The organism is Paenibacillus tritici (assembly GCF_018207515.1).
GTDB classification, from domain to species: domain Bacteria; phylum Bacillota; class Bacilli; order Paenibacillales; family Paenibacillaceae; genus Paenibacillus_AQ; species Paenibacillus_AQ tritici.
In genome coordinates this window covers 4,069,831-4,089,161 of record NZ_CP073365.1, presented here as the reverse complement: position 1 = coordinate 4,089,161, position 19,331 = coordinate 4,069,831, and the positions used below count along the sequence as shown (strand labels likewise).

The window sequence follows — 19,331 nt, the reverse complement described above, 5'->3', positions numbered from 1 at the left end:
GCTTCACACCTTCTTTTTCAGGTGAAGAATTTTGTATCTTCGCTTTCCCGAGTGCATATCATCGTAAATCGGGGTTCCGGGAACGCCCATGGTCTCCCATACGGCGTCCTCCTTCCCGAGAGCATCGCCCAGCGCTGCCAGACGGCTGCCTCTGGCCAAATCGCTTGCCCGCAAAGCATGCTCGGAAATATCGCGTACCAGCGACATCTCAAAGCCCAGCTCAAGCAAATACCGCTCACCTGTCTCGAACTTGAGCGCATCCAGATCATCCGCATATACGAACAAGCCTCCAGCCTTCAGCACCCGGAATACCTCATCATAAAAACGGGTGATCCGGGGATAGAGATCCGAGGATTCGATATTCAGCACGATATCGCAGCATTCATCCGGAAGGGGAAGCTCCTCCGCATCCCCGACGCAGAACGTAGCCTGTTCATACCGGTTGCCTGCCAGACAGAAGGCGATATTCGCTTCCGTCAAATCGAGGCCAGCGACGGTGCGCGGCCCGTAGCTTTTACAGAGTGCCCGTACGTTGCCGCCTCTGCCGCAGGCGATTTCCAGTACGTCTTTTCCCTGCACATCGACTCCATGCATGATTTCCTGCAGAAGCCGAAGCGATTGATGGTTGACCCCTCCCGGCAGGCTGCCTGCAGCCTCCTTCTCATCTTCCGCCTCTGCATAGCCCCAATTGATAAACGTGGAGAAGCGTGAGACGCCATTGTGCTCCAAAGCCCGGTTAAACGACGTAAACATCGCTTTAACCGCCTCCTTCTGCGCCTTATGCTCCATCGTTTCCAGCGCATCACTTTCCACAAGCAGGCATGGAATCGAGCCAGCGGCCATAGGGTAGCTTTCGGCGCATGACGTACAATCCAATGAGAACTCCATCTTCTCAAGCGTTTGCTTGCACCGCGGACATACCCAGTTAAGGTCTGTTAGTGGCCACGCTTTACTCGCAGCTTCCTCTCCTTCAATCATGGCTAGGCTCCCCTTTGGTGCCGGAAGCATCTTTCACCAGATGAACAATTGTGAATACTCTTCTGCCTGTGACCATATCCGTATGATTCTGCGTGCCGGGCGCCTCCAGCCATTCCCATACCCGGTCTTCCCCTTCAAAGGAGCCCTCAAGCGCATGCAGGCGGCTGCCCAGCGCATCGTCTCCCGATTGCAATACATTGCCGGTAATGTCCCGGATCAATGCTTTGCGAAACCCCAGTCTTTGCCACTGATCCTCATAGCGCGGCACGTCGGAAGCACTCATAATATCCGCATACAAAAATAACCCGCCCGGCTTTAATACACGGTAGGTCTCCGCAAAAAACAGCTCGATATGCGGGTACAAATGCGAGGACTCGATGTTCAGCACAATGTCGCAGCTTTCCGTTTGAACAGGCAGCTGCTCTGCATCGCCAATACAATAGTAAGCTTGCTCATACCGGTTGTTTCTTTGGCAAAATTGAATATTGGACGGTGTCAGATCAATGCCGACCACGCTGCGGGTCCCATAGCTTTTACACAGCTCGCTCACGTTGCCTCCCCGTCCACAGCCGATTTCCAGAATATCCTTGCCTGAAACATCCAGGCCGCCAATGATTTCGCGAAGCAGCCGGATACTGCTTTGGTTAATGCCTTGAAGACTGCCGGGTTGTTCGTTCTTTGGGGCATAGCCCCAGTTAATAAAGGTGGAAAATCTGGACAGTCTCTTCTCCTCAAGCGACCGGTTAATAGAGTCAAACATGCCGATGACCGCTTCCTTTTGCGCTGAGCCTTCGGCAAGCTTCTCCGCTACAGGGCGGTTGATTAACATGCTCGCGAGCCCCTCTTCCCGGGCGTATCCGAGGCCGCAGGTCCCGCAGTTCAAACCGTCGTCCGTCTCATAAAGACCACTCTTGCATTCGGTGCATACCAGGGTAATTCCTGACAGAGGCCAAGTCGTGTTCATAGTTACATCTCCCTACGTTTTAGCCGCTTGCGCTGCTATCATTTTTAATAAGTTGGATTTACCGTCCGTAGTGATATAGCAGTCCGCAGCGGGAACAGATCGGCATCAATCCGCAAGATAACCGCTCGCGGTGCTTGCCGTAATTTTCCCCGTGCCAAATCTCTTTAACGGGAGCTTCGCTTATGTTACCGACAGCAAACTCCGGGAAGAATTTGCACGGCGTCACATTCCCGCCGGGCAGCACATCCATCCGGGTGGAGATGGCGAGGCATTTCTTCCGCTTCATCCCTGTCATCTGAGCCCCGTTCACGAAATCGCCGATTTCATCAAGCTCCAAGGCCGGCATAAACCGTATCCGGTTCCTCCACGTATGCTCCGTGATCCGGCGGACCTCTTCCTTCAGCGGCTCCACGTTCTCTGGTGAAATGCGGTAGGTAAAGGAGTGCCAGCTACAGCTTCCGGGCTCTACCGGATTCAGCCAGCTGAACTCCTTCATGTACACATCATCCATCTCCGCTGCGGATGTGGAGGAAATATACCAGGGATAGACGAAATAGACGGAATCGACGCCCATATCCTCGAAATACTTCATGAAGGAAAACAGCTTTGGAATCATGGCATCGTTCATCGTCAGGCTGATCGAGACCTTGCCCTTAAAGATGCCCTTTCTCTGAAGCTCCAGCAGCAGCCGGACCGCCTGTAAGACCTTCCTATAGGTGCCTTTGCCCCTTATTGCATCATTCTCCGCTTCGAATCCTTCCAGGCTGGCAAGGACAACCAGCCCTTCACCCATCTTGAGCAGTGACTCCAGCTGCTGCTCCAGCAAAATAGCGTTCGTGCAAATCGTAACCGTGCGCTGATCCTGTTCGAGCAGGTCGGCCAGCAGTGAAAATTGACTGTAATAGAGCGGTTCGCCGCCCCATAGGTAGAGCTTGGATTTCTTCTCCCGGGTAAACGCCAGCAGCTTCTCTACAAGAGCAATATCAATTTCCTTCTTCTGGTCCTCCCTGGCCATATCCCGGTGGAAGCCGTCTTCGTTCCATTCGTAGCAATGCTTGCAGCGCAAATTACAGCCGTTGTTCAGCTTAATCCCGATATCCTCCGGAACGTCCATCGCATATCGGCTGTCCGCCTCCCGCATGCGGCTTGCGCGCGACATGTTCATAATCGTGCGTTTAAGATCGTTAAACACCTGCTCATCGAATTTCTGGGTTGTTTTGGGCTGCATCAAGGACACCTCCATAATTAATCGAATGATTTCTTGCCAGCATTAGGTTCTCATGTATGCGAATTAGCGAATCCATGGAATAACCTTCGGCCTTCCAATCCTCATACCATATCCCGAAGCCCTGCTTAATCCAGTAGGCCGCGTTGCTCGCCTCATGCCTTCCAAACGGCTCAAGAAAGACGAATGGAGTGGCGGCCGCCAAGGATTCCATCAAGGAATAACCTCCCGGCTTGCTGATAATCGCAGCGGAATGCCGAATGACATTGAATAGCGGCGGATAAGTCTGCTGATTCCGGTATTCTGGCGCTTGCCCGTACTCGATCCTGGCGAGCGGGGGGAACTGGAAGCAGCCGTCTTCGTTTTTTACCCAGGGGCTCCATTCGGGATCATTCATAAAATAATGAATTTGCTCGTGGGGCTTGATATCCTCACGGTAATAGGCAAGTACACTGAGCCGTTTACCCGCCTGAAGCAGCTCCTGTACGGCTGACGGATAGGTCCCGATTCCCCATCCCCCTCCGTGCGCAATATACCGTTCTTCTCTCATGTGCAGCGGTACCGGAGTCTCATCGGTGATGGCAATCCGATAGGACATGCCCTTGCCCGCCGGGTCATAGAACCATATATGGTTGTACGAATCACTTATGTCCTCATATACCAAATAAGAAGGAGAGTGAATGGCGTCGAAATGGAGACAATCCACCTCCAGGCGGAGACCGCCGGTAAAAAGCTGATACTGCTGTATAATCGGAAGCCAGAAGCCGGTGGCGGTAACAAATCGGGTTTTGCCTTCCCGCTCCCAGCCTTCAAAGAGCTGCCGAAGCTTGATAGAATCTAGGCAATCGGAAATATCCCGGGCCAGCTCGGCCCCTTTTTTCGCTACGGTGAAGCTTTGATGAAAAGCTTTTTTGTAGGCTGGCACTTTTTGCTTAATGTGATCCAGGTACAGATCCTCCAGCACGCACACTTCAGTGGGTATGCCTCGACTGTTCAGTTGGCGGCTCAGCTGCATGACCGGTACATAAACGCCTAACGAGTTGCCGGAGCCGAGCAGGGTGACCTGTCTAAAAGCTGCACTAGCTATACCATTTTCCTCCTTTCGCCTCAAAGCTGAACCTCATCTGCTCCAAATAACGTTCCCTTTCTTGCAAGTGATCAGCGATAATGGTCATATAGAGTCTGCCTTTGAACAAATTGCCGCTTGCGGAAGAGGACTTCCCGGGTCCGGGTACTCCTGCAAATAAAGTAGCGGAAGACAGCGGGAAAATTCCGTTTCCTTTCCGGTTCGGGTATAAAATGTCATGCTTCTTTAGCTCGTCAAGCCACCATTCATAATCGAACCGCTCTCCGAAGCCGACCGATCCGTAGGTGAAGAAGCCCTTTTTCCCGTTAGTCTGGAGCGTCTCATCCAAACGCTGATTAATGAATCCCATAGATTTCCGTGCATTAATCTCAACAATCGGAACCAGCGTTCCATCTTTCAATACCATGGAATCGATGCATACCGGTCCAAAATATCCGTCTTTAAAGAGATCGTTGGCAGCTTGTATCATCACATCGAAGTAGCCTGCTCTTTCGAGCACCCTGCACTCCTCTTCCTCCATAGATTCGGAACCCAAGTAGGCAAACTGCTTGTTCAGCATTTTCTGTAAGCCGAGAAGGTGAAACGAACCGTTCCTCATGATGTTGAACTGGCAGGAGAAATCGCACTCCACTTCCATAAAAGGCTCGATTACAAAAGCGGTTGCTTTTCCTTCGCCTTCCTGCTTGCGGATATATGACGCCACTCGTTCCAGGCTGGGCTGCGACTTAAGCAGCATGTTGCCTTTTCCGGAAACTCCGAACGGATCTTTAATAAGGAAAGGTCCATGCTCTGCCAGCAGGCTATGCCCAAGAATCAATAACTTCTCTGCCGAGTAGACCGGCTGTCCAAAGCTTTTGCCAAGCAGTTTACAGGTTAACAGGGTGGAGTATATTTTCGAGTTGACCCGCTTTACCTTGTCTATCGCCGGCAGTTCGGTCTCATACTGATATTTGGCGATGACCTCGTGGGTATAAGGCACGACGGAGAAAGGGGACAAAATGTCAAATGCCCCGTATTGCTCATCACGCTGAGGATCGGATGCCATAGCCTCAAAAAGATTAGGCGCAGCTTCCGGCTCTTTCCAGACCAAATGCTCAAAGGAAAAACCAAGGCTGGTTAGATATGCCTTATGAGCATCCTCCATCGCAAAACGGGTTAACAGCCCGTCTCCGCTGCCGCAGAACGGAAACATAAGCTCATCCATCGCCATGACGATGCGTTCTCTTTCTTTATCGCGAACAGCGGGCAACAGCGCCAGTTTCTCATCTCTCCAGTGGGACTCCGCGTCAAAGATTCCGGCAACCAGTGCTCTAGCCAATTTTTTTCTCCATGCCGTTCAGAAAATTGATGAAGCGTTCAACGGACAGCAGGTAGCTGTAATCCAAATCCTCGTACACAATCTCTACGCCGAAATGGTCCTCAACCTCCAGAATGAAATTGATCATCTGCAGTGAATCCAGGCCGACCTCATTAATCAAATCGCTCTTTGGTGTAAGAGAGCTACGGAAGCTTTCATCCTCTTTGACTTTTATAACAATTTCTGTAATAGTTTCAAACATATCTACTCTTCCTTTCTATCTGGAATATAATTGTAATCAAAAACCCGGGAGGTACCCATGACACAACATTATTTATTTATTTCCGCCCATTTGGATGATGCTATCCTATCCTGCGGCGATTATATCCATGCGCTCATACAAAATAATTACCAGGTTACGATTGCTACAGTCTTTACAGGGATGGGAACGGATTTGTCCATGCTTGCCAGAATTCTGCACAAAAAATTCGGGCTGGGAATGGATACGATGGACGTGCGCAGGCAAGAGGATATTCGTGCTGCTGAAGCACTCGGTGCAGCTGTGATTCACCTGAACCTGCTGGAATGCATTTACCGGAAAAATAAAGACGGCAGCCCTGTCTACAGCAAGCTGCAAAATCTGTTCGTGGAGGAATTGGGGTCTGAACATGAGGTGATAGAAGAGATCGTCTCCGTACTCTCAGAGCAAATCATAGTTGGAAATTTTGCGGGCGTTTTTGTACCGCTTGGAATCGGAAGACATATTGATCACTGTCTCGTCCGGGAGTCCACCGAGCGGTACAGGGTTAGAGCCGGTACCGATGGGCAGATCCGTCTGATGTACTACGAAGACCTGCCATATCTATGCTTTAATCAAGATAAAACCTGGAGAACAGAGCTTGCCGCAGGACTGCATGAACAAAGGATCAAGCTGCAGCACTGGGACTTGAAAGCTAAAATAAACGCAGTCTTGAAGTACGGCTCGCAATTAAGCCTGCTTTGGCCATCCAGAACCAGCATGCTGAAGCAAATGGCAAAGCATGCAAGAGGCGTTGCTCCACAATCAAAGCTCCACGCTCCTGAGGGCAGCGATTATTTCTTTAAGGTTTACACGGCGGATGTCAATGAGCCGCTACCGCTGAGCGGGATCCGGACATAAGCCCCTACCCCTCTTCACCTTCGATGATGGCGGCCAGATCAGATACTTTCATTGAGCTTCTGTCAATCTGGCCCAGGAGTTCATCCGGCAGCGCAATCTCGTAGGAAGTCTCCAGCTCCACGACAAATTCAACGACTTGAATGGATTCCAGCCTGAGCCACACATCGCGAAGCAGTGTGTCTGCCGTAATGGTAACATCCGTAAAGGAAGATCCAGAGGAAGACGATATTTTTTGCTCGATGATTTGAATAATCTGCTGGGTTACACCTTGTTTAATCATGCTTCACCACTCCCTCCTTTCATAAATTAATAACTAGCTTATCACCAGATTCGATAATAAGATTTCAATTTGCTCTGCTTCTTTATTTCTATATTTTCTTATAATTGTAATAATTTTGTCGATAATTGACGATTCGTTTGTCTTCATGTATTTGATAAGCAAGTTTCTGCACAGCAGGGCATCATTTTCTATACTCTGGTAACCTTCCAGAACATGGGTGCCCGGCTTCAAATATCCGTTCTGCTCCAGGAAGGGAATTCGGCGCAGCATCAGCGCTTTATGATCGCAAAGCACGTGAAAGGGCCGGTAATCCGCCTCCGCTTCCTTATCTTGAATCTTTAAAAGATTCTCGATTAGCTTCGAATAGATTTCTAGTCCATATACGCAAGGATTCATCCGGTAAGTCATTTCCCTGCTCTTCTCAAAGTGGTTATGCCCTGTTAAAAACCCCTCCAGCTGCGCCGCCACATTCGATATATTAAAATCATAGCCCAGTGAGTCATTGAAGCTGATTAACGATACGCCGCCTTTACCGGAGAACAGCCAATCCTCGTTGCCTTCAATCGCATAGTACGCCTTCTTGAGCTGCTCGAACGAAACCTCCGCGAACGAATATTTCCCCGTAAACGTAAAATCAGCAGCATGGAACACTTGACGCTCCTGATCATACCCATAGATAAACAAATCATGCGGCAACCGATCATGCCCCTGTACAAAATAAGCGTGATCGAATACGGCGTAAATGTAATTGTTCAGATTGATGCAGTCTACGAAGAAGGAGCAAATATCCTCATTGAAATAACGAACCGTTTCCCGCTTCAAATGCTGATGAAACAGCCAGGGGCAGAATTCGAATGTAGGCGTCCGGTAAAAATCCACATAGCTGCTCCAGTCTGGATTAGAGGTGAGCTGAAGCTGAATAAAGTGATTCATCATCCAAGGTTCTGTTTCCGGATAATTGGCTAATACGGCGAACGAATTCGCCTGCCATTGCCATGAAGTAATGATCGGGTGTTGCATCGGTAAAATTTTTAATTTGCTCATCTTAACCCCTCTTTTCATTCATAGTTTGTACTCTCCATTTAATTGATTTGCAGATAAATACTATTTATTACATCATATAGTAATTCAAGAATGTGGATTTAATATACAACTTTCATACAATAGTTTCCAGTGAAAGGTTCCTTTAAACTGAAAAACCCGCGCTGGGCGCGGGTTCATATAGGACTATGTGGTTTGATATGCCGTTTGACAGCTATGAAACTATAATTCATATTCAAAATCCCAAAGATTCACCAACGAGGATAACCTTTATTCTCCCCGCCGGTTTACACATTCTTGTTTGGACGATGTAAGAACAGATACAATCCTCTGTTTTACAATCTCCGCAAGCACCGTTGACCAGGCAGGGCGTTTTTTGCGGCGAATGTAACAAGGGGCTGGACGAACACGAACAGCGGTATACATTAATGGGGGCCGCATATGTTCTGGCTCTTATAACGGCGTCTTCAGCAGTCTTGCAGACCTTATTCATCCCAACGATAGCAATAACACTTTTCGGTCCAAAGGTAATTGCTGCTGTTCGGTTGCCCACACTATCTATATTGACCAATATGCCATCTTCGCTAACAGCGTTAAAGCTCGTTAAATAGGTGTCGCACAACAGAGCTTGGCGCATGAGGTCATAACGTTCCTCCATGGTTAGCGCTGTATCCCGATCAGTGATCCTATAGCTGCCTTGACGTACTCGATTGAGAAGCCCGGTTTCCTCAAGCGTGACTGACCCGCCCCATGATACCGAAGAATGTTCTGGAATAAATGATAGTGCCTGTTCTACAGCTTCTATGGCGTTATCACAGTAATAAGCCTCAAACCTTCTGCTTTGCAGATTTTTAATAACCTTTGAGGCTAAAAGCCGATTTCTCGCCTTTATTGAATTTTCTTTCACTTGCATGGTTGTTCCTCCATTCTGTCGCTGGAAAAGGTGATTAAACTCCCTGTGTATTTATGATTACTATAGTAAAGTAGAAAGAAAAAGGATGTTGCACATGCAACGAATCACCTCTTATGAACAACTTTGATTCTCTATGTCGATCGCGTTTATTTTCAGGGATTTCCCCAAATGATATTCCCCAAATGCTTGAATGTCTGTCCGCCACACGGAAAGAATATGCCAAAGATGAGATGGTTGTCCGTGAGGGCGATGTAGTGGATGATGTCGGTATCATATTGCAGGGTAGCGCTCAAAGTACGAAATTGAGCGTCACGGGGAAAAAAATTATTGTATCTCTCCATTATCCGGGTGGATATACCGCAGTTTTAACAGCGGCCAGCCGTGGAAGAAGATGTCCTATGTCCGTACAGGCAATAGAACCGCTTGAAGTTCTGTTTATTCCTATCCAAAGCATATTGAGCCGTTGTACGAAGTGGTGTATGGCACACCAACAATTACTTGGCAATCTTTTTGATAGTATCGCAGAACGGGCGTTAGAGCTGCATGACCGGAATGATTGTCTGATTATGCCTACTATTCGGGATAAGGTCTTAACTTATTTAACAAGAGTTATGCGTGAAGCGGGAACAGAAACGTTTACTATTCCTTTTGACAGAGAAGCGATGGCCGAGTATTTAGATGTAGACCGAAGTGCTTTGTCCAGAGAGCTTGCATGGATGAAGCGGGACGGCTTGATTGACTTTTACAGAAACGAATTTAAGCTTTTTGCATAGATATCCAAGGTAATTCGATTCGATAGACCCATCGCTCCGGGATATGTCTTTTGTTATACTTCCAAGTGTAATTCATAAACCGCACAGAGGAGCGCAAAGACATGAACTTTTTCAAAAAATGGTTTGGCGGCAAAGAAATGGGCAACTCGGAAGACGGCACTACAATTTACGGCTATGACGCTCCGGATGAGCAGCAGCTTACGCCTCCCTCCGACATTTTGTACATGGAAGAATTAAACGAACATTTCAATAAAGTCTTTCCAAACCGGGAAACCGGCGTATTCCATGAATTGATTTCAGACATCGTACATATTGATGTGAACATTATGGAAGCTACACCTGATGAGCCTTACCGAGTGCTGTACACCAACGGGATGAGCGATTTGCCGATGACACTCCCACAGGAGATCCGTAAAGAGTACAAGCATCTTGAGCGCTCGGAGCTGATGATGTTTTTGCCGGCGGACTGGCCGCTTACGCAGAAGGATTTTGAAGCAGAGGAGAACTACTGGCCGATCCGGCTGATGAAGATGCTTGCCCGCTTCCCGCATATGTATCAGACATGGCTTGGATACGGCCATACGATCCCCAATACGGAGGATTACGAGCCATATGCGCTAAACACTGAGCTGTCTGGCGTGATCCTGTTCGCTCTGCCGGAAGAGGTCAGCACCGTCCATACGACAGATGGCAATCAGGTTCAGGTGTATTTCCTGGTTCCGCTCTACCGGGAGGAAATGGAATTCAAATTGGAGTCCGGTATGGATGAACTCATTGACAAGCTGTCCGGGCTTCCCGGTGATTTCCTCGTTCTGAATCCGAACAGACCTAATACTTGTAAATAACTGCCCGGATTTAACGGGGTTGAGATGCTTTAAAAGGCTGAGCCTGAGTCATGGATATGACTTTGGGTTCAGCCTTTTCATTAATTACTATTGAGAGATACTATATTCTAAACTTTCTTTAAAGTGCCAAGGTAGCAGTATTGGCAACTCCAATCATCGTGATGATCAAGGTATTCACCATAGCACCAAGCCAAACGTTCCCTGTCAATTTGTATAGACTACGGCTAATGATTGCAGCTGTGAACAGTAAGAAAATAAACGGAAGCAGCACCATCGGATAAAGTCTCGTTTCTTGCCAAAATGCATTGCCTGTCGTAAATAATACAGCATACTGGATTCCGTTAATCAGCATAATGCCAAGCACGCTTCCTATTCCGGCGACAATCATATTTCCTTTTTCAGACTTGATATTGCTATAACTCAATTTATTAATTAAGAGCGCATTTACTAGATAGAAGATGAAGAAGAACGGCGAATAGTTCAACCATACCAATAACTTATCTGCATCAAATGTAAAAACTCCGAGTATCCAGAATTTAAAATCAGCGTTTAAGAGATATTCCGCCGCATATACAATACCGAAAAAGATTCCATAGATGCATAACGCAAGAATGAAAGTCTTTCCAGCGTTTCTCAGGCTGATTTTTATTCCTAATTGATTGAAAGTAAGCTCAGCGTTATTTCTTTTCTCCAATTTGTACTTCCATACAAATAGTGCCGCTCCGATAAGGCTGCTAAACATTGCCCATATCAAGATATAGTTTGTAATGGGCTGCGCAAACCATTTTACCGAAATGAAACTGGACGTGCTTTTAAAAATTACTTTATCAAGAGTTAAAGCTACAATTACGCCAACAGCAGAAAATATCCAATTAAGCGTCCAGCTGACCCAAAAAACTCTGGTTTTCTTTTTATTTGTTTCCGTTTGCAGTGCATTAGCTTTAGAACTACGCTGTTCTTTTGCTAATTTTAATTGCTTAAAGAACGGAATTTCCAAAAAATAATAGGCTGCTGGGAGAATCAATAGAAATATACCTAATATTCCAATCAAGCTAACTAACTCTTTCCAGATCCATATTTGATTAGTATTTTTTATTTGTGGGGAAATCTCAAAGGCCTGGCTGAAAAAGTCGACTGTATAAGTAACAGTTGTCTTTGAGAAATGTGCCCATTCATGCGTTTGCTTTGGATTATAAACCACTCTCAGCGTTTGATTTTCTGCATTTCCATAATATTGACCCACATTAAAGTCCGGCTGATGCTCAGTTTCTGGGACAATCGAGTGTACTGCCACTAAGGCCTCATCAGCGTTGTTGGAGAGATCGCCATTGCCTTGAAGCAAATCATAATTCCCCTCATCATATTGACCATAAATAATTCCCATATTAGCGTGAATTTGACTAAAAACCTTTTCACTCGATAAACGGATATTTCCTACCGGCAATCCTGCAGCGACCTTGTTTACAGAATTAGCATATTCCTGTTCGCTATCTGTTATTCTCTCACCGCCTTCTGAATCCGGCGCCTTCGCCTTATCAATGGCTGCATAATATTGTGAACCATAATGCATGAGTGTCAACCATGCGGACATTCCCCCCATAGAATGCCCCATAACACCGATCCTCTGATTGTCAATGTAATCGAGACTTTGATAGGCAAATTCAACTAGAGGTATCATTCCCTCCCCATTCGCTGCTACTGCCTCCATGACTGGCTCGCTCGCCGAACTTGATTTTCCATGGTAGTAGGCATCAAATGTCATTACTGCAATTCCTCTACGTGATAATTCAATAGCGTTTAAATCTTGCATATGTTTATTGTTTAGATAACCATGCTCGGTAATAACTAAAGGAACCTTGTGCTCAGCAGTCGATTGTTCAGGTTTGAAAATTTGCCCTGACAGCCACTGTCCTTGTTCAGTTGGCAGCTTAAAATTAATAATTTCCACCTTTCCGAATGAAGTTTGCATTAAACCTGTTAAACAAGCGCTTACAAAAATCATCAGTACTGAAACGACAAGCAATTTTCTAATAATGTTCTTCTTCATGTATAAACCCCTTTCAACATTATAGTTTCCACGTTCAACTATATAGTGTTTATACTATACTTTTTAATTGATATCAATAGCGAGTCACTAGCTATGTTAAAATTATTTTTTTTGATATAATTTTAGAAGCTAAATTAAAAGAAAAGAGTGATTCCTGTGTCACTGGAATGGATGGGGAAATATAGAATATTTGTGGAGAAACTCGTGAAATTCGGGAATTCTTATGCAGAATCCTACAAAAAAGAATATCCATATAATACCGATTTTTTATTTTCTGCTGCACAAATTCAAGTCCTGGAGTATCTCTTGGAGAATGAAGATAAAAACCAAAATATGCTGGGAATTGCAAAAAGGCTGGGAATATCTAAGAGTGCATTTTCAAAACATGTTAAAAAAATGGTAGAAAAAGGGTTGCTCGAAAAATACCATACTTCTGATAATAAAAAAAACATTATCATTAAGGTTTCGCCAACAGGCAAAGAAGTGTATTGCCACTATGTACAATATGCTTATGAAAAATCCTTCAAAAAAATTTTTTCCCTGCTGGATGAAATCCCTGAGCAATATGTTGAGAAAATGGTAGCTATTCTGGATATCTCAGCTGGCGCTACAACTGAAAAAACAAAGCAAAATAAAGAGGTTAATCTCATTCGTATCGAGGAATGAATTATTAAAAATTATTAAAGGCCGGCAACAAAAAAAACCGCCAAAGGCGGTTTTAAACAGGTATTCTCATCTCTCCGCGCAAATCATAAACATCGGTGTGGACCGGTACAAGACTTGTTGCTTCTCGTCCATTACTTTGGCGTTGAGATCCTCTTCAGTGTAGACAGTCGAGAAGCCCTCCTCATGGAGCGACCGTACATCCCACTCCGGGCGCCACTCTCTGGTCAGCGGCAATGCCAGGCTCAGACGGTCGGTCTCCTCAATATCGTTATGATGTGGAAGCTCACCAAAGCCTTTCTCTACGTAAGCCTGTTGATCCTCTGCATGCTTCTGCCGCATCTCCTCGTCCCATAGATGACGGTTCCAGTTGGCATCGAAGATCAGCAGCCGCCCTCCCGGCTTGAGAACTCTTCTCCATTCCTTATAGGCTGACTTCGGATCGGCAAGGCTCCAGGTGACATTACGGCATACGATCAGATCGAAGCTCTCCGCAGCAAAGTCCAGCTTATGCGAGTCCATCTTGCGGAAAGTAACGTTGACTCCCTCCCGGTCGGAGTGGGCGCGCGCTTCTTCCAGCATATTGTCTGTGCAATCAATCGCAGTGACCAAATGTCCCGCGCTTGAGAGAATTACCGAGAAGAAGCCCGGGCCGCAGCCAATATCAAGAACATGCAGGTTCTCCTGCTTCGGGGCATTGTCCAAAATAAGCTTCAGCCAGGCTTCCCGCTGGAAACCGTTCAGCTCCTGTTGAATGCCTTCACTGTAAAGCTCTGCTTCGCCTTCCCAATACTGTTCAACCTCTTGTTGTATACTCATTGGTCATTCACTCCTTCATCATCATTATTTAAGTATATCCAGCTGATTCCAGTAGATGGGGCTATACGTGGTATGCCCCGGCTTGAATCCGGTCACTCTTTGATTGACAGCCAATAGTTCATCGGGGAAATATATAGCAGCAAACATAGCCTCCTCATACATTCTGGAGAAGATTGAATCATATGCGTTCTGCCGCTCCTGCAGATCAGTGCTTCCCACTGCCGTGTCAATCTGTGCTTCCAGCTCAGCATCAGACCATACCACAGCAGGCGCTTCAGGGGTCTGATGGAACAGGGACAGGAGGAACGCATGCGGATTATAGGCGTCATCATAAGTCCGGTACAGGATGAGATCATAGGCTTTGCTTGTCCATAAGGCATCATAATAGGCATTCGGCTCAAGCACCTGAAGATTCACTGCAATGCCTATCTCTCTCAGTTCGGATTGGATCAGCTCACTGATGGATTTCCACTCGGGATATTCAGCTTGCTGAAGCACGAAATTAAGCTCAAGCGGTATTCCGCCCTTCTCGGCAATGCCATCTCCGTCTGAATCCTTATAACCGGCTGCTGCCAATAGCTCCTTCGCTTCCTGCTTATCGTAACCATACCACGTATGATTCGACTCTGTCACATAGGGAACCGTCAGCGGGAACAAGCCTTTGGCTTCTTGGCCAATACCGTTCATAAGATCGTTCACAATGCTTTTTTTGTTCATAGCTAGATTAATGGCTTTGCGTATATTCAGGTCTTGAAGGGCTGGCGTATGGTAGTTGAAGATCATGAAATGCGAGTTGGTTCCAGGTGCTATTTGCAGGCTTAGTGAAGAATCCGCTTCGATCACTGGCACGCTCTCTATTGGAATCTTACCCAATTGTCCCCCGGCGAGTTCAACATCCCCGCTTTGCAGCGCAAGTACTCTGGACTGTGGATCTGGGATTACCTTCATTATAATTTTGGACAGCTTAGGCATTTCTCCCCAATAGTTAGGGTTTCTGACGAGTACGGCCTCCTGATCGGTTGTATAGCTCTCTGCCATCCAAGCCCCGGTTCCAACTGCTTTGACGAATGTGCCATTAATATCACCTGCAGGCTCCACTGCGGAAGGGCTGATCATCCGGACGGGTCTGGCAAAGGATAGCTCGGTCAGGAATGGGTAATACGCTTTGTTAAAATTCAAAGTAATGGTATGCTCGTCCACTACAACCAGCGATTCCATAGCTGTAGCCACATTCAACGAATTGGCCGGGTCCTTAATCCAGCGTTCGAAGGAGAACTTCACCGCATCGGCATTAAACTCCGTACCGTCTGAGAATTTGACGCCCTGGCGAAGATGGAAGGTATAACTTTTCCCATCCTCTGATATGTCCCAGGATTCAGCGAGCGACGGCAGGATTTCACCCTTTTCACCATACTCTACTAATCCGTCATAGATCATCGCATGAACATTCATCGAACCCTTATAGGCCCCGGCATCCAGCTGATCTATACCGGCATCTGCCGATATGGCCACAGTGAGGGTTTTGTCCCCAGTCTCAGCTATTGGTGCGGCTCCTCCACTGGCAGCAGGATTGGACCGGGCCGAAGAAGTACTGCTGTAATTGCGGCTGCTGCAGCCTGATATCCCCATAACTACTACAAGGAGCATTAAGAATAACGATTTTGTAAACAGGCTGGTTGACTTTGGATGTGTCCTCATTCTCTGTACTCCTTCTCTCTACTTATCCTATGGCCCCTTAAGCGGGGATCTTGTACGGGTACTGCGGAGAGCAATCTTCTGGTATAAGGGTGGTCTGCGTGCTGCATGATGTGCTCACCGGTCTGCCTCTCCACAATACCTCCTTGATACATCACGGCCACACTGTCGCAGAAACGGTTCACAACGGATAAGTCATGTGTAATGAAAATATAGGATAATCCCAGCTCACGCTTCAATTCCTGCAACAGATCCATCATTTGCTTACGTAAAGTGACATCAAGGCTGGAGAACGGTTCATCGCAGATAATCAGCTCCGGGCGAAGTGCGATCGCTCTGGCAATTCCGACCCTCTGCTGCTGGCCGCCGCTGAGTTCGTGCGGATAACGGTGAATGTGCTGCCGTTCAAGTCCAACCCGCTCAAGCGTATCTTCTACCATGACCCTGAGTGTTTGTGCCTTCCGCTCCCCGTAGTTGCGAAGAGGCTCTCCGATTATCTGCTCTACCGTAAACAATGGATTAAACGAGGCCAGACTGTTCTGAAATACCATCTGCATCCTATTACGGATCGTGCGCATCTTGCTGAAGCTCCAGTCTGTATAGTCCTCACTTCGGTACAGAACTCTTCCGGAAGACGGTTTCTCCAGTCCCAGCAGCAACCTGGCCAACGTGCTTTTCCCGCAGCCGCTTTCACCCACAAGGCCCAGGGTCTCCCCGCTCTCCAGACTGAAGGACAGATTGTTCACAGCCTGCACACCCCTTACACCCGGTGTGAACCACCTCCTTTCCATCCCATATCTTTTGTTCAGGCTTACTGCTTCCAGCAGCTTCATAGATCACCCACCCCTATAGAATATAGTTATGTTACCGTTGTTATCTGCAATCCATTAAGTATTTAGTGTAGGGATGCACCGGACTTGAAAACATGTCAAAGACGTTGCCCGATTCCACAATCCTTCCGGATTTCATCACATACACATAATCTGCGAGCTCCGCAACAACGCCGAGATCATGCGTAATGAACAGGATACCGACGTCGTTTGCCCATCTGATCCTGTCCAGCTCCTTGAGAATCTGGGCTTGAATGGTTACATCGAGTGCCGTAGTCGGCTCATCGGCAATAAGCAGACCTGCACCAGAGACCAGTGCGATTGCGATCATCACCCGCTGACACATACCGCCGCTAATTTGAAAAGGATATTTACCCAGCAGCTGTTCAGGATTGGCGAGACCGGCCTGCTGCATCTGCTGTATAGCCAGTACTCTCGCTTCTTGTCTCGAAACCCGGCGGTGCAGAATAATCGTCTCTATAATTTGCCTGCCGATCGAGAGTACCGGATTCAGCGCGTTCATGGGATCTTGAAAGATCACCGCCATTTCCGTTCCCCGGAGCTTCCTTAACTGGCGGCTGGTGCACTCACGAAGATTGGTGCCTCCCAGCCAGATTTCCCCACTATCTATAGCTCCCGGAGGATCTAATAATCCTAAAATGGACATCGCCGTCACACTTTTCCCGCTGCCGCTCTCGCCCACCAGAGCAACAATCTGCCGGGAATTCACTTCGATACTTACATCTTCAACAGCCCTGACTTGCCCACTTCCTGTATGGAAGCTGGTGCATAGATGACTGACCTTCAGCAGTGGCGGCTCTGTTCTCATATTCTGGCCCCTCACTTTCCTTCAGAATTGAAATCATGCGCAGATCGGCGTAAGCCTTCTCCCAGCAGATTAAAGCCCAGAACCGCAACCATGATTACCATTCCCGGGTAGAGCATCAGCCGCGGCTCGGTTTGCATATAGGCCCGGCTGTCGTTCAGCATAATTCCCCATTCCGGCGTAGGCGGCTGAGCACCCAGACCCAAAAAGGACAAGCCCGCAATGGACAGCATAATCGTACCCACCTCCATGGAAGCCAGCACCAGAATAGGCCGGGCTGCGTTCAGCAGAATATGCCGGAGAATAATGTGTACATGGGAAGTGCCTGACGCCTTCGCAGCGGTAATATATCCTCTTTCCTTGATTTGAAGCACCATGCTGCGGATGACTCTGGCATACCCCGTCCACCAGACGGCTGCAAATGCGATTAACAGATTCTTCATACTGGGGCCTAACATGGCTGTAATGGCAAGGGACAGAATTAAGCTGGGAAAGGCAAGTAAGATGTCCGTAATCCGCATCATCAAATGATCAATCTTACCGCCTGCGTAACCAGCCAGTAGGCCGACAGGGATGCTAATCGCAAAAACAATGGCCAGCACGATGAACGAATAATACAGGGAGGTCCTTGTCCCATAGATTAAGCGGGATAGAACACAGCGTCCCAGGTGATCCGTCCCAAGCGGATATTGCCAGGAAGGCAGACTCAGCTTATGCTCCATGTGAATTTGCAGCGGATCGGAAGGTGACAGCCAAGGTGCAAAGAGCCCCGCAATGATGAACACAAGTACGATGCCCGCTCCCAGCTTTGCTCCGTTATTCTTAAATAGGCCAGTCCTAAACATGACACTCCGCTCCTTCAACAGCGTCACCGCAGCCTGATTCGCGGGTCCAGCAGCAGATGTAACCAGTCTACTGTCAAGTTAATCAGGACAACGACAACAGCCATCCATAATACGTACCCCTGAATGACAATATAGTCTTTGGCAAAAATAGCTTCGATAGCATACTTCCCGATTCCCGGCCAGGAAAAGATAGTTTCCACGATCACGGAACCGCCGAGTAACCCTGCGATGTTAACCCCAAGGAGTGTGAGACTTGGAAGCAGTGCATTGCGGAGTGCATGAATCGTTATAATTATCCATTCCTGTAGTCCCTTGGCTCTTGCTGCTTTGATGTAGGGCATCCTTAGAACGTCCAGCAGGCTTGAACGAATCAGACGGATATAGACCCCCGCCATTCCAAATCCAAGGGTAAGCGCTGGTAGAATAACACTGGACACCCCGTCCATTCCCATGACAGGAAATACCCTCAGCTTGACTGCACCATAATAAATCAGGAGCAGACTTAACCAGTAGCCTGGCATCGAGACACTAAGCAGTGCACAGACTCTCCCCATTCGGTCAAGCAATCTGCCCGGATATAGTGCAGACCCGATACCCATAGGTAAGGCAATAAGAACAGCGGCCAATACGGAACAGCCAGTTAGCAGCACTGTTGCCGGAGAGCGGTTCATCAGCTCTGTGAACACCGGGCGGCTGCTGCTGTAAGAGTGGCCCAGATCGAGATGAAGCACCCGGTATAACCAATGAAAATATTGCATATGTACAGGACCATCCAGACCCATTGCATGTCTGGTCGCCTCAATAGCTTCATAAGTAGGTTTAATACCGTCAGCACGCAGCATAATCTCTGCCGGATCACCAGGTGTTAAGCGCATCAGCGCAAAGGTAATACCAGAGATGCCTAGCAGCACGGGGAAAAGCTGTAACAAACGTTGCAACAAATAGCGTAGTATGGGCCTCATCTCCAAATGTTTTAATCGTAATAATTACGATTATAGCATAAATGTTTTAAATTGAAAGGGTAAAATTATTTATTTCAATTCA

The 19,331-nt window shown here is 47.4% G+C and carries 20 protein-coding genes; 4 read left to right on the top strand and 16 right to left on the bottom strand.

Going from position 1 to position 19,331, the window contains the following annotated elements:
* Positions 1 to 3: 3 nt before the first annotated feature.
* The 6 genes from KDC22_RS17470 to KDC22_RS17445 form a co-directional block, all read right to left on the bottom strand.
* Positions 4 to 813, bottom strand: a complete 810-nt coding sequence (locus KDC22_RS17470; RefSeq protein ID WP_211719828.1) for a class I SAM-dependent methyltransferase — start codon at positions 811 to 813, stop codon at positions 4 to 6.
* Between the two features lie 157 nt (positions 814 to 970).
* Positions 971 to 1,942 carry a class I SAM-dependent methyltransferase gene (locus KDC22_RS17465; RefSeq protein WP_211719827.1) on the bottom strand — a complete coding sequence of 324 codons (972 nt, stop codon included), beginning with the start codon at positions 1,940 to 1,942 and terminating at the stop codon, positions 971 to 973.
* 58 nt (positions 1,943 to 2,000) lie between these two features.
* Positions 2,001 to 3,170, bottom strand: a complete 1,170-nt coding sequence (locus KDC22_RS17460; protein WP_211719826.1) for a radical SAM protein — start codon at positions 3,168 to 3,170, stop codon at positions 2,001 to 2,003.
* The gene (locus tag KDC22_RS17455) at positions 3,139 to 4,278 is read right to left on the bottom strand and encodes a hypothetical protein (RefSeq protein ID WP_211719825.1); all 1,140 of its coding nucleotides are present in this window, start codon (positions 4,276 to 4,278) and stop codon (positions 3,139 to 3,141) included. Before KDC22_RS17455 ends, KDC22_RS17460 begins: the two co-directional genes overlap by 32 nt.
* Positions 4,247 to 5,572, bottom strand: coding sequence for an ATP-grasp domain-containing protein (locus KDC22_RS17450; protein WP_211719824.1), 1,326 nt, complete (start codon positions 5,570 to 5,572; stop codon positions 4,247 to 4,249). Before KDC22_RS17450 ends, KDC22_RS17455 begins: the two co-directional genes overlap by 32 nt.
* Positions 5,565 to 5,813, bottom strand: coding sequence for an acyl carrier protein (locus KDC22_RS17445; protein WP_209993017.1), 249 nt, complete (start codon positions 5,811 to 5,813; stop codon positions 5,565 to 5,567). Before KDC22_RS17445 ends, KDC22_RS17450 begins: the two co-directional genes overlap by 8 nt.
* Before the next feature lie 57 nt (positions 5,814 to 5,870).
* Here KDC22_RS17445 and KDC22_RS17440 point away from each other — a divergent pair, with 57 nt between their 5' ends.
* The gene (locus KDC22_RS17440; protein ID WP_211719823.1) at positions 5,871 to 6,710 is read left to right on the top strand and encodes a PIG-L deacetylase family protein; all 840 of its coding nucleotides are present in this window, start codon (positions 5,871 to 5,873) and stop codon (positions 6,708 to 6,710) included.
* A 4-nt stretch (positions 6,711 to 6,714) separates the two neighbouring features.
* Here KDC22_RS17440 and KDC22_RS17435 read toward each other — a convergent pair whose 3' ends face one another.
* The 3 genes from KDC22_RS17435 to KDC22_RS17425 all read right to left on the bottom strand — a co-directional run bounded on the left by KDC22_RS17435 (position 6,715) and on the right by KDC22_RS17425 (position 8,944).
* A complete protein-coding gene (locus KDC22_RS17435; protein WP_173137162.1) occupies positions 6,715 to 6,990 on the bottom strand; it encodes a hypothetical protein in 276 nt (91 codons plus the stop codon).
* Positions 6,991 to 7,023: 33 nt separating this feature from the next.
* Positions 7,024 to 8,034 carry a hypothetical protein gene (locus KDC22_RS17430; protein WP_211719822.1) on the bottom strand — a complete coding sequence of 337 codons (1,011 nt, stop codon included), beginning with the start codon at positions 8,032 to 8,034 and terminating at the stop codon, positions 7,024 to 7,026.
* A 232-nt stretch (positions 8,035 to 8,266) separates the two neighbouring features.
* Positions 8,267 to 8,944, bottom strand: coding sequence for a lactate utilization protein (locus KDC22_RS17425; RefSeq protein ID WP_211719821.1), 678 nt, complete (start codon positions 8,942 to 8,944; stop codon positions 8,267 to 8,269).
* Positions 8,945 to 9,057: 113 nt separating this feature from the next.
* On the opposite strand from KDC22_RS17425, the gene KDC22_RS17420 reads away from it, so the two are divergent.
* Together KDC22_RS17420 and KDC22_RS17415 are read left to right on the top strand one after the other, a co-directional pair.
* Positions 9,058 to 9,717, top strand: a complete 660-nt coding sequence (locus tag KDC22_RS17420; RefSeq protein WP_211719820.1) for a Crp/Fnr family transcriptional regulator — start codon at positions 9,058 to 9,060, stop codon at positions 9,715 to 9,717.
* Positions 9,718 to 9,818: 101 nt separating this feature from the next.
* Positions 9,819 to 10,562, top strand: coding sequence for a suppressor of fused domain protein (locus KDC22_RS17415; RefSeq protein ID WP_211719819.1), 744 nt, complete (start codon positions 9,819 to 9,821; stop codon positions 10,560 to 10,562).
* A 118-nt stretch (positions 10,563 to 10,680) separates the two neighbouring features.
* On the opposite strand, the gene KDC22_RS17410 is transcribed toward KDC22_RS17415, so the two are convergent.
* Entirely contained in the window at positions 10,681 to 12,609 is a 1,929-nt protein-coding gene (locus KDC22_RS17410; protein WP_211719818.1) for an alpha/beta hydrolase family protein, read from the bottom strand.
* A gap of 156 nt (positions 12,610 to 12,765) precedes the next feature.
* On the opposite strand from KDC22_RS17410, the gene KDC22_RS17405 reads away from it, so the two are divergent.
* Positions 12,766 to 13,275: a MarR family winged helix-turn-helix transcriptional regulator gene (locus tag KDC22_RS17405; RefSeq protein WP_211719817.1), complete on the top strand. Its 510-nt coding sequence runs from the start codon at positions 12,766 to 12,768 to the stop codon at positions 13,273 to 13,275.
* A gap of 66 nt (positions 13,276 to 13,341) precedes the next feature.
* Here KDC22_RS17405 and KDC22_RS17400 read toward each other — a convergent pair whose 3' ends face one another.
* From KDC22_RS17400 to nikB, 6 genes are read right to left on the bottom strand one after another with little or no spacing between them, the layout of a single operon-like run.
* Positions 13,342 to 14,091 (bottom strand): class I SAM-dependent methyltransferase, encoded by a 750-nt coding sequence (locus KDC22_RS17400; RefSeq protein WP_211719816.1) that lies wholly within the window; start codon positions 14,089 to 14,091, stop codon positions 13,342 to 13,344.
* Positions 14,092 to 14,115: 24 nt separating this feature from the next.
* Positions 14,116 to 15,789 carry a nickel ABC transporter substrate-binding protein gene (locus KDC22_RS17395; protein WP_246552706.1) on the bottom strand — a complete coding sequence of 558 codons (1,674 nt, stop codon included), beginning with the start codon at positions 15,787 to 15,789 and terminating at the stop codon, positions 14,116 to 14,118.
* Positions 15,786 to 16,619, bottom strand: coding sequence for an ATP-binding cassette domain-containing protein (locus tag KDC22_RS17390; RefSeq protein ID WP_211719815.1), 834 nt, complete (start codon positions 16,617 to 16,619; stop codon positions 15,786 to 15,788). The genes KDC22_RS17395 and KDC22_RS17390 overlap by 4 nt, the downstream gene beginning before the upstream one ends.
* 40 nt (positions 16,620 to 16,659) lie before the next feature.
* Positions 16,660 to 17,445, bottom strand: a complete 786-nt coding sequence (locus KDC22_RS17385; RefSeq protein ID WP_211719814.1) for an ABC transporter ATP-binding protein — start codon at positions 17,443 to 17,445, stop codon at positions 16,660 to 16,662.
* Between the two features lie 11 nt (positions 17,446 to 17,456).
* Positions 17,457 to 18,287, bottom strand: a complete 831-nt coding sequence (nikC, locus tag KDC22_RS17380; RefSeq protein WP_211719813.1) for a nickel transporter permease — start codon at positions 18,285 to 18,287, stop codon at positions 17,457 to 17,459.
* A 23-nt stretch (positions 18,288 to 18,310) separates the two neighbouring features.
* On the bottom strand, positions 18,311 to 19,249 hold the full coding sequence (gene nikB, locus KDC22_RS17375; RefSeq protein WP_211719812.1) for a nickel ABC transporter permease: 939 nt from the start codon (positions 19,247 to 19,249) through the stop codon (positions 18,311 to 18,313).
* Between the last annotated feature and the right edge of the window lie 82 nt (positions 19,250 to 19,331).